The organism is Streptomyces boncukensis, from assembly GCF_011045075.1.
GTDB lineage: Bacteria > Actinomycetota > Actinomycetes > Streptomycetales > Streptomycetaceae > Streptomyces > Streptomyces boncukensis.
This window is the reverse complement of record NZ_JAAKZZ010000017.1, coordinates 24,583-34,196: the sequence shown is the minus strand read 5'-3', so window position 1 is coordinate 34,196 and position 9,614 is coordinate 24,583. Positions and strand designations below refer to the sequence as shown.

Annotated in this window: 10 protein-coding genes; 5 read left to right on the top strand and 5 right to left on the bottom strand. The window is 73.7% G+C overall.

The window, feature by feature from the left end; genetic code table 11:
- Window positions 1-43: 43 nt before the first annotated feature.
- Together G5C65_RS03305 and G5C65_RS03300 are read right to left on the bottom strand one after the other, a co-directional pair.
- Window positions 44-1,408 (bottom strand): ABC1 kinase family protein, encoded by a 1,365-nt coding sequence (locus G5C65_RS03305; protein ID WP_165297051.1) that lies wholly within the window; start codon window positions 1,406-1,408, stop codon window positions 44-46.
- Between the two features lie 52 nt (window positions 1,409-1,460).
- A complete protein-coding gene (locus tag G5C65_RS03300) occupies window positions 1,461-2,561 on the bottom strand; it encodes a ThiF family adenylyltransferase (RefSeq protein WP_165297050.1) in 1,101 nt (366 codons plus the stop codon).
- Between the two features lie 217 nt (window positions 2,562-2,778).
- On the opposite strand from G5C65_RS03300, the gene G5C65_RS03295 reads away from it, so the two are divergent.
- Window positions 2,779-3,387, top strand: a complete 609-nt coding sequence (locus tag G5C65_RS03295) for a M48 metallopeptidase family protein (RefSeq protein ID WP_420903267.1) — start codon at window positions 2,779-2,781, stop codon at window positions 3,385-3,387.
- On the opposite strand, the gene G5C65_RS03290 is transcribed toward G5C65_RS03295, so the two are convergent.
- Window positions 3,347-3,886 carry an NUDIX domain-containing protein gene (locus G5C65_RS03290; RefSeq protein WP_165297049.1) on the bottom strand — a complete coding sequence of 180 codons (540 nt, stop codon included), beginning with the start codon at window positions 3,884-3,886 and terminating at the stop codon, window positions 3,347-3,349. The two genes, G5C65_RS03295 and G5C65_RS03290, sit on opposite strands and share 41 nt — an antisense overlap.
- Entirely contained in the window at window positions 3,883-5,409 is a 1,527-nt protein-coding gene (locus G5C65_RS03285) for a zinc-dependent metalloprotease (protein ID WP_165297048.1), read from the bottom strand. Before G5C65_RS03285 ends, G5C65_RS03290 begins: the two co-directional genes overlap by 4 nt.
- A 156-nt stretch (window positions 5,410-5,565) precedes the next feature.
- Here G5C65_RS03285 and G5C65_RS03280 point away from each other — a divergent pair, with 156 nt between their 5' ends.
- From G5C65_RS03280 to G5C65_RS03265, 4 genes are all read left to right on the top strand, one after another.
- Window positions 5,566-6,666: an NAD-dependent epimerase/dehydratase family protein gene (locus G5C65_RS03280; protein WP_165297047.1), complete on the top strand. Its 1,101-nt coding sequence runs from the start codon at window positions 5,566-5,568 to the stop codon at window positions 6,664-6,666.
- A 47-nt stretch (window positions 6,667-6,713) separates the two neighbouring features.
- Window positions 6,714-7,214, top strand: a complete 501-nt coding sequence (locus G5C65_RS03275) for a molybdenum cofactor biosynthesis protein MoaE (RefSeq protein WP_165297046.1) — start codon at window positions 6,714-6,716, stop codon at window positions 7,212-7,214.
- Window positions 7,215-7,474: 260 nt separating this feature from the next.
- On the top strand, window positions 7,475-7,729 hold the full coding sequence (locus G5C65_RS03270; RefSeq protein ID WP_165297028.1) for a hypothetical protein: 255 nt from the start codon (window positions 7,475-7,477) through the stop codon (window positions 7,727-7,729).
- Between the two features lie 25 nt (window positions 7,730-7,754).
- Window positions 7,755-8,858 (top strand): YlbL family protein, encoded by a 1,104-nt coding sequence (locus G5C65_RS03265; protein ID WP_165297045.1) that lies wholly within the window; start codon window positions 7,755-7,757, stop codon window positions 8,856-8,858.
- 180 nt (window positions 8,859-9,038) lie between these two features.
- On the opposite strand, the gene G5C65_RS03260 is transcribed toward G5C65_RS03265, so the two are convergent.
- Window positions 9,039-9,608 (bottom strand): PPA1309 family protein, encoded by a 570-nt coding sequence (locus G5C65_RS03260; protein ID WP_165297044.1) that lies wholly within the window; start codon window positions 9,606-9,608, stop codon window positions 9,039-9,041.
- Window positions 9,609-9,614 lie beyond the last annotated feature (6 nt).

The window sequence follows — 9,614 nt, the reverse complement described above, 5'->3', positions numbered from 1 at the left end:
CCCCGGCCCGGCCCGGCCCGGCCCGGCCCGGGGCGGGGCGGGATCAGGCTGAACTCTCTGTGGCCTCCGGGACGTCCTCCCCGGCGAACCCGGGCAGCCACGCCTCGATCTCCTCGCGCATCCGCACCCTCGCGCCCAGCTGGCACAGCACTCCGATCGTGCTGAGCGTCACCCGGTGGATCAGCAGATAGGACGGCGGCAGATTGAGCTGCTTGCCCAACTGGTGTGCGGGGGAGCGGGGGTCGGCGATGCGTGCTGCCTGTCCGCGCATCCACTCCCTGCTGAAGGTGAACTCGGCGACGGCGGCGGGCTCGATGATCGGGAGCAGATAGTCCCGCACGCTCTCCGGATCCAGCTCGATGGACTCCTTGACGAACCCCTCCGCGCGCAGCAGCTGATAGACGGCGTCCGCCTCGCCCTCCAGGGCCATGCGCAGCGCGATGCCGATGATCGGCGGCAGCCCTCCGGGCAGCCGGTCCACCGTGCCGAAGTCCAGGACCCCCAGCCGCCAGTCGTCCGGCCTCTCACTTCCGTCGGTGACCAGCCGGAAGTTGCCCGGATGCGGGTCGGCGTGGAGCAGCCCCGTCCGCCCGGGGCCGGAGAAGAGGAAGCGGGCCAGCAGCTGTCCGGCCCGGTCGCACTGGTCCCGGGTGCCGTCCGCTATCACCTCGGACAGGGGTATCCCCTCCATCCACTCCGTGACCAGCACCTCATCGCGCTGGTGCACCACACCGGGGATGAGGAAGTCGGATCCGTGCGCATACTGCTCCGCGTACGTCCGCTGCGCCTGGGCCTCCAGCGCGTAGTCCAGTTCCTCGGTGACGCGGTCCCGCAACTCGGCGATGAGCGGCTTGATGTCCATGCCGGGGATCAGCGGGCCCAGCAGCCGGGCGAACCGGCTCAGTTGGCCGAGGTCCGAGATCAGCGCCTCACCCGCGCCCGGATACTGCACCTTCACCGCGACCTCGCGCCCGTCGTGCCAGACCGCCCGGTGCACCTGGCCGATCGACGCGGCAGCCGCCGGCTTGTCCTCGAACTCCGCGAACAGCTCCCGCCAGTCCTCACCCAGCCGCTCACCGAGCACCGCGTGCACCGTGGCGGCCGGGAGCGGAGGGGCCGCTTCCTGAAGCCGGGTCAGCGTCGCGCGGTAGGGGCCCGCGAGCTCGTCCGGGAGGGCGGACTCGAACACGGAGAGCGCCTGCCCGAACTTCATGGCGCCCCCCTTCAGCTCGCCCAGCACCTTGAACAGCTGCTCCGCCGTGCGCTGCTGGAGCTCCTGGCCGACGAGGTCCGCGGAGTAGCCCCCGATCCGCTTGCCGAGGCCCCAGGCGGAACGGCCCGCGAAGCCCAGTGGCAGGGCGGCCAGTTTGGCCGTGCGGGTCACCGCCTTGCGGGGAAGATCAGTCATGCCTCTCTCCAACTCCCAGACAGCACTACCGTGGGCAGCCCGACAACAGCGGCTACCCGGTCATTGTGGCCTGAGACCGCTGCTCGGCGGAGTGTTCGGGAGGCCCGCTCGCCGAAGCGGCACCGCAGGGACACTCGGGGTGCGGGGCGAGCTGCTCGGTGCCCGGCAGCAGATGGGGGAGCGCGAACCGCAGCCGGTACCCCGTCGCGCAGCCGCCGTCGCCGTCGAGGAAGCTCAGGGCATAGGAGGACACGGTGCCCGCCACCACCGTCGCCAGCGCGATATCACAGGCGGGCACCCCGGACCGCCGCCGGGCGGCGGTGCGCCACTGGCCCACCAGCAGCGGCCAGCTCGGCTCCCGCTCCGCCCGCGTCCGCTGAGCGCAGCCCGCGCACGGCGAGGAGCCCGGTAGGACCAGCGGACCCACCACACCCGTCCCCTCGATCACCCCGCCGTACATATGCGGGGTGCCCGCCTCGGTGAACCGCTCGGCCGACGAGGGATCGGGCGCGTAGGCGTCCAGGCCGTCGCGCGGGGCGATGACGGCCAGGGCGACCTCGCCCCCCGCCGTGCCCCGCCAGGCACGGGAGCGGTGCACCACGCCCCGGGCCGCGGCCTCCCGGCGCTTGCCCGCTGACTCGGGTGGGAGGCCGCCCGGAGCCGTGTCCCAGGGCGCGACCTCGCCGCCGTCGACCACATCGACCTGGCCCACCCCCGCCGCGGCCAGCGTGGCGGCGACCATCGACCCGACCCGGCCCGCGCCGCGCACCTGCACCCGGGCCTCGCGCCGGGCCGAGAGCCTGCGCAGCCCGCCCCCGGGCTCCCGGTGCACGGCGGACAGCGAGGCCAGATCGGGCCGGAGCCGGTCGGCGACGGCCGCCGCCGCGGCGCGGTCGGCCGTGGCGTCGTCGAGCAGGCCCGAGGCGGTGAGGCGGTCCGTGAGCCGCCGCAGGGTCCGGGCGCCCAGCCCCAGTCGGTCCGCCTCCTGCCGGAGCTGCTCCATGCTGCGGGTGCCGTCCATCAGCTCCATCAGCGCCGCGGTGGCGTCGTCCACCGGGCCGAGCAGCACCGCGTGCGCGGGTGCCACGCCGTACTGCACCGTCTGCCGGTCCCGCCAGCCGCGGCGCAGCGCGGGTTTGATCATCGGATGCATGACTGCCCCCTGTCCCGTGAGCCGCTCCGTCTCCCGTGCGCCCCCGTGGCCCACCGCGCTCACTGCCGACAGCATGCGGGTTCGCGCCCGCTCCCCGTCGCGCGTTATCCACAGCCGCGGACATTAGTCATACGAACTCTGCACGGGGTGGGGAGTTTCCCCGGCGAACCAGCCGCGAGACGCGACTTCCCCCGCCGCCAGCGGGTACCGTCGGGGCGTGTCCGCCGACCCGCTGAACAGCTCCAGCTTCCCCGACAGCCTCCAGCGCTCGGGTGGTGCCCCCTCCGCGGTCGAGGTGCGCCGGAGCGCCCGCCGCCGCCGTACGGTGTCCGCCTACCGCGAGGGAGACCGCACCGTCGTGCTGATCCCGGCCCGGATGTCGGCGGACGAGGAGGCCCGCTGGGTCAACGTCATGCTCGACAAGCTCGCGGCCCAGGAGAGCCGCCGCATGCTGGGCGACGCGGACCTGGCGGAGCGCGCGGCCCAGCTGTCCGCCCAGTACCTCGGCGGTCGCGCCCGCCCGGCGTCGGTCCGCTGGGTCACCAACCAGAACACCCGCTGGGGCTCCTGCACCCCCGCAGAGGGCAGTATCCGGCTGTCCCACCGGCTGCAGGGCATGCCCGAGTACGTCGTGGACTACGTGCTGCTGCACGAGCTGGCCCATCTGCTCGTCCCGGGACACGGCCCGGCCTTCTGGCAGCTGCTGGAGGGCTATCCCCGCACCGAGCGGGCCCGCGGCTTCCTGGAGGGGGTCGTGGCCGCGGAGCGGCTGCCGCACCTGCCCGTCACGGGCGACGGCCCAGCAGCTCCCGGGTCCGCCGGGTGAGGCGGACGACCGACTCGTCGGCCACCGTCCCCACCTCCTCGTAGGCGTACCAGCGCAGATCCAGCGACTCGTCGCTGATCGCCTCCGTCGCGCCCTCCGGCGCCAGCGCGGCGTACTGCACGTCCAGATGCCAGGCGCACGGTGTGTGGTGCCGGTCCAGCCGGACCGGGCCGCCGGGCAGCAGCCGCAAGGAGGCGATGCCCGACTCCTCGGACGCCTCGCGCAGCGCCGCCTCTGCCAGGGTGCCGTCCACGGGTTCGCAGTGGCCGCCCATCTGGAGCCACATGCCCAGCTTGCGGTGCAGCGTCAGCAGCGCCCTGCCGCGCGCCGGATCGACGACCAGGGCGCTTGCGGTGACGTGCCCCGAGGCGCACGCCTTCCACATGCCGTCCGGGTGGGCGGCCAGATGGTCGAGATACGCCAGCCGCAGCCGCTCCTGCCCGGCATCGGGCGCCTGCCACTCCTTCAGCGTCAGCGTGGCGCTGTCCCGCAGGCTCACCGGGCGCTGTCGCCCGTGCCGCCGCTGTCGCCGCTGTCGCCCCTGTCGTCCTTCCCGTCTCCGCCGTCCGCGCGCTCCTCGCCCGCGCTGCCGCCGGCGCTGTCAGTGCCGCCGCTGCTGCTGTCGGTGCCGTCGGTGCCGTCCGCCTTGCCCTTCGCCGCGGCGTCCCCGAGCATCTTGTCCAGCTCGGAGAAGTCGAGCTGCTCGCCGCCGTGCACGAATCCGTCCGGGTCGTCCAGGTCGGCGGCCGTCGGCAGCATGTCCGGGTGCGCCCACAGGGCGTCGCGGCCCTCCGGGCCGCGCGCGTCCGCCAGGGACGCCCACAGCCGCGCGGCGTCCCGCAGCCTGCGGGGGCGCAGCTCCAGGCCGATCAGCGTGGCGAAGGTCTGCTCGGCGGGGCCGCCGGTCGCGCGCCGCCTGCGGAGCGTCTCGCGCAGCGCGGAGGCGGACGGCAGGTGCGGTTCGGCCGCGGCGTGCACCACCGCGTCGACCCAGCCCTCGACGAGGGCCAGCGCCGTCTCCAGGCGGGCCAGCGCGGCCTTCTGCTCCGGAGTGTCCTCGGGCTGGAACATGCCCTGCTGGAGAGCCTCCTGCAGCTCCTCCGGGTGCTGCGGGTCGAGCTGCCCGACGACGTCCTCCAGCTTGGCGGTGTCGACCTTGATGCCGCGCGCGTACCCCTCCACGGCGCCGAACAGGTGCGAGCGCAGCCACGGCACATGCGCGAACAGACGCTGGTGGGCCGCCTCGCGCAGCGCGAGATACAGCCGGACCTCGTCCTGCGGCACGCCCAGTCCCTTGCCGAACTGCTCCACGTTCCCCGGCAGCAGCGCTGCCTTGCCCGCCGGGCCGAGCGGCAGTCCGATGTCCGTCGAGCCCACCACCTCGCCCGCCAGGACGCCGAGCGCCTGCCCGATCTGGGTGCCGAACATCGCGCCGCCCATCGAGCGCATCATCCCGAGCAGCGGGCCCGCCATGGCCTGCATCTCCTCGGGCAGCACGTCCCCCATAGCGGCGCCGACCCGCTCGGCGACGGGGTCGACCAGGTCCTTCCAGACCGGGAGCGTCTCCTCCACCCACTCCGCGCGGCTCCAGGCCACCGGGGCCGCGGAGCCGGAGGGCAGGGAGGTCACGCCGTCCAGCCACAGGTCGGCCAGCCGCAGCGCCTCCTCGACGCCCGCGCGCTGCTGCGGGGTGACGGAGGCGTCCTTGGAGCCGTCCTGGGCGCCCGAGGCGACCGTCTGCCGGGCGATGTCCTTGGCCATGTCCCAGTTCACCGGCCCGCCCTCGTAGGAGAGCATCTGGCCGAGCTTCTGGAAGGCGGCGCCCAGGTCGCTCGGGTCGAAGCCGCCCTGCCCGCCGCCCAGCGAGCCGAACATCGCGGCCAGCGGGTTGTCGGCGGAACCGCCGCCCTTGCCCCCGCCGAAGCCGAAGGGATGCGCCTGGCCACCGCCCTGCTGCTTGCCCTCGTCCCCGTCCTCGGGCTCCTCGGGAGGTACGCCGAATCCGAATGGGGTGTCACTCACGGTTTCCTCGGCTCTGTCTCGTGGACGGTCAGTGGGTGCCAGAACGGTCTGGCTGTCCTGGATGCGATCTGGTGGGCTCTGCCTCCAGCCTAGACACCTGTCAGGCAGGATGGAGCCTGCGCACCCCGTACCAGAAACAACCGCTGGAGACGCCCGGTGAGTTCCTCCGAGACCCACGTTCGCGCAGCGCGAACCCCGACCGTCGCTGTCACGGGTGCCGCCTCGGGGGTCGGCGCGCTGCTCACCGAGCGGCTCGCGGCCTCCGGGGACGTCAAGCAGGTCATCGCGCTGGACGAACGCCGTGGCGAGGTCAGCGAGGCCCAGTGGCACACGCTGGACGTCCGCGACCCGGCCATCGCCGACCGGCTGCGCGGCGGCGGCGACCCGGTGGACGTCGTCGTCCACCTGGCGGTCGACCTCGACCTGGGCTCCGACCCCGAGGCCCGCACCGCCTACAACGTGCGCGGCACCCAGACCGTGCTCACCGCCGCGGCCGCGGCCGGGGTGCGCCGCGTGGTGCTGTGCACGTCAGCCATGGTCTACGGCGCGCTGCCGGACAACGACGTCCCGCTGGCCGAGGACGCGGAGCTGCGCGCCACCGCTGATGCGACCGGAGTGGGCGACCTCATGGAGATCGAACGCCTCGCCCACCGGGCGCCGCGCGCCCACCCCGGTCTGAACGTCACCGTCCTGCGTCCGGCCGTGCTCGTCGGAGCCGGTACGGACACCGCGCTGACCCGCCACTTCGAGTCGCCGCGCCTGCTGGTCGTCGCGGGCTCCCACCCCTGCTGGCAGTTCTGCCACGTGGAGGACCTGGTCAGCGCCCTGGAGTACGCGGCGCTGGAGAAGGCGGAGGGCGAGCTGGCCGTGGGGTGCGACGGCTGGCTGGAGCAGGAGGAGGTCGAGGAGCTGACCGGCGTGCGCCGGATGGAGCTGCCCTCCAGCGTCGCCCTGGGCGCCGCCTCCCGGCTGCACCGCCTCGGCCTCACCCCGTCTCCGGCGGGTGACCTGGCGTACACGATGCACCCGTGGGTCGTCAGCGGCAGCAGGCTGCACGACGCGGGCTGGCGCCCCCGCTGGACGAACGAGGAGGTGCTCGCCGCACTGCTGGATGAGGTCTCCGGGCGCCGTACGGTCGCGGGGCGCCGGCTCGGCCGCACCGAGGCGGCCACGGCGGCCGGCGCCGCGGGCGCGACGGTGGCCCTGCTCGGTACGGCAGCGCTGGTGCGCCGGGCCCGCAAACGGCGCGGCCTGTGAGGCGGCACGGAGGCGAAAGGTTCCGGAAACCGGATCCGTACGGCAGCATGACCGCCATGGCTCAGACGCACGAGGGCACCCCCGACTCCCCGGGCGAGCGCTCCGCCCACCCCGGCGAGCACCGCGGCGCCGACCCGGTCCGGCTGCTGGGGATCCGCGACACCCCGCTCTCGCTCGACGAGGTGTTCGCGGCGGTCGGGGACAGCGCGGCGGGCGGTACGGCGCTGTTCGTCGGCACCGTGCGGGACCACGACGGCGGCAGCGACGTCGCCCGCCTGGGCTACTCCTCGCACCCCTCGGCCGAGGCCGAGCTGCGGCGCGTAGCGGAGAAGGTCGCGGCGGACTATCCGGTGCGCGCGCTCGCAGCCGTGCACCGGGTCGGCGATCTGTCGGTGGGGGACCTGGCGGTCGTGGCGGCGGTCTCCTGCGCGCACCGCGCCGAGGCGTTCGACGCCTGCCGCAGGCTGGTCGACGACCTGAAGCGGGAGGTGCCGATCTGGAAGCACCAGCTCTTCCAGGACGGTACGGAGGAGTGGGTCGGCGTCTAGGACCCTTCTGACGGATCTCCGCGGCGTCGCGACGCCCGGCACGCTCCCCCCCAGCTCTCGGCTTCGCTCGAACAGGGGCCGCATCGCGGCGAAGCGCCCTGGCCCGCGTACCCCCTGATGGGCGACACCCGGCTGTCCGTGGGCGTTTGCGTAACCCGGCCCCGGGACGGACCGTTGTGTCTCCGGTGGTTAATCTGCTCATCGGCCGGAATTTCGGACTCCGGCCGGGCTGGCACCCATGATGGGGTCGGGAGGTCTCGATGGCGGCTCTCACCTGGCTGCTGATTCCGGTCGCCGCCGCTCTCGTCGCGAGCGTGTGGGGCGGCTGGGCCAACCGGCGGCGCACCACGACACCGGACGCCGCCGGAGTCGCGGGCTACGAGCGCTTCCGCGCTGCCATGGAGCGCTCCCGCGCACCGGGCGACCGCTCCCCGGGGGTCACTGCGGAGTACGGGGCGGACCGGCGGGCGGCCGTGTCCTGCGCCCCGGACGGACCGGCCCGGACGGCCGACTGACGGGCCTGTCCCGTACTGTCGTGGCATGCCACGCCGCACCGCGACCATGCTCACGTCCGCACTGCTGCTCATAGCGCTGATCTGTGCCGGGGCGCTCATCAAGGTGCCGTACGCGGAGATGTCACCGGGGCCGACGTACAACACGCTCGGGTCGAAGAACGGCGAGCCGGTGCTGCATATCGGCAAGGGGCCGCGGCAGTACAAGACGACCGGACACCTCAACATGACCACGGTCCAGGTCACCGGGGCCGACTACCGGATGAACATGCTGGAGGCGGTGTACGGCTGGGTGCGTCACGACAGCGCCGTCGTCCCCCGCTCCACGCTGTATCCGGACGACCAGTCGGCCGAAGAGGTCGACGAGGAGAACGCGGAGGAGTTCAGCGCGTCCCAGGAGAGCGCGAAAGCGGCGGCGCTCAGAGAACTGGGCCTCCCCGTCAGCTCGCATCTCCTCGTCAGCTCCGTGGTGAAGGACGGTCCCGCACAGGGGAAGCTGCACGCGGGGGACGTCATCACGGCGGTGGACGGCAAGGCGGTGGACCCGAAGAAGCCGCAGAGCGTGGCCGACCTGGTCACCAAGCACAAGCCGGGCGAGAAGGTCACCTTCACGGTGATCCCCGCGGACCAGGCGAAGAAGTCCAAGGACGCCGGGAAGAAGTTCCCGGCCGCGGAGCGCCGGCAGGTCGCCCTGACGGCCACGAAGGCACCCGACGACGGCCGGGCGATCGTGGGGATCCAGCCGGGGCTGGGGCACACCTTCCCGTTCAAGATCGACATCAAGCTCGCGGATGTCGGGGGGCCGAGTGCGGGCCTGATGTTCGCGCTGGGCATCGTCGACAAGCTCACCAAGACGGACCTCACCGGCGGCCAGTTCGTGGCGGGCACCGGCACGATAGACGACCAGGGCAAGGTCGGTGCGATCGGTGGCATCCAGATGAAGACCGTCGCGGCGCGGGACAAGGGCGCGAAGTACTTCCTGACGCCCAAGGGCAACTGCGCCACCGCCGCCAAGGACAAGCCCGGGGGACTGACCCTGGTGAAGACCGGGTCCATGGACGACGCGATGGACGCCCTGAAGAAGATACGGAACGGCGACACCGATGCCCTCCCGCAGTGCAAGGCGAAGTGACGGGCCGGTGACGAGCCGGGCCCCCCGGGGGCCGCGGCCCCGCTTCCCGCTGCCGGGGCTGCCGGGACGGGGCCGGAGGGCCGGGAGAGGCCCGGGAAGGCCCCAGGGGCCCGCTGCGCAGGCGTCCGGGCCTCCGGGGCCTCCGGGGCGTCCGGAGGCCCGGCTCGACCCGGAGGGCGGCTACTCCTCGAAGGTGGCCGCGAGGGCCTCCGACAGCCCCGGCACGAGGTCGGCGCCGGTCAGCACCTCCGTCGGGGCGTCCTTCTCGCGCAGCCGCACGGCCGACTCGCGCGCCCCGTCGCGCAGCACCGCCACGGTCATCCGGACCTCCTGGCGCTCCGGGTGCTGGGCGACCCACTCGGCGAGCCGCTTCTCGTCCAGGTGCTCGGGGACGGTCGACTCGGCGGACGGCGGGAGCATCAGCCGTTCCACCGTCATCGCGCAGCCCGCGACGGCGTCGGGCCAGCCGATGGTGGCGAGGAACTCGTCCAGCTCGGTCCCGGAGGGCAGCTCGTCCTGCTCCACCGGGGTGAGCGAGCCCTGCGGTGTGCCGGCCTCCCCCTCCCCGTCCAGACCGAGCTGCCCGGCGAGTCCCGGTTCCTGGGCGCGCAGCCGGGCCGTGTCGACCAGGGCGAAGAGTCGGGCAGGCTGGTCCCAGCCGAGGCTGGAGGCGTACTCGTCGATTTCGAGCACCGCGCGGGTGAGCGGGCTGGACGCGAGCGGGGTGCCGTCAAAGGGGAGGTTGTCCATGCGCAT

Excerpts from the sequence above, each read along its gene's own strand:
- G5C65_RS03305 (WP_165297051.1), bottom strand. The coding sequence starts at position 1,408 with ATGACTGATCTTCCCCGCAAGGCGGTGACCCGCACGGCCAAACTGGCC.
- G5C65_RS03300 (WP_165297050.1), bottom strand. The coding sequence starts at position 2,561 with ATGCATCCGATGATCAAACCCGCGCTGCGCCGCGGCTGGCGGGACCGG.
- G5C65_RS03275 (WP_165297046.1), top strand. The coding sequence starts at position 6,714 with ATGACCGCCATGGCTCAGACGCACGAGGGCACCCCCGACTCCCCGGGC.
- G5C65_RS03270 (WP_165297028.1), top strand. The coding sequence starts at position 7,475 with ATGGCGGCTCTCACCTGGCTGCTGATTCCGGTCGCCGCCGCTCTCGTC.
- G5C65_RS03265 (WP_165297045.1), top strand. The coding sequence starts at position 7,755 with ATGCCACGCCGCACCGCGACCATGCTCACGTCCGCACTGCTGCTCATA.
- G5C65_RS03260 (WP_165297044.1), bottom strand. The coding sequence starts at position 9,608 with ATGGACAACCTCCCCTTTGACGGCACCCCGCTCGCGTCCAGCCCGCTC.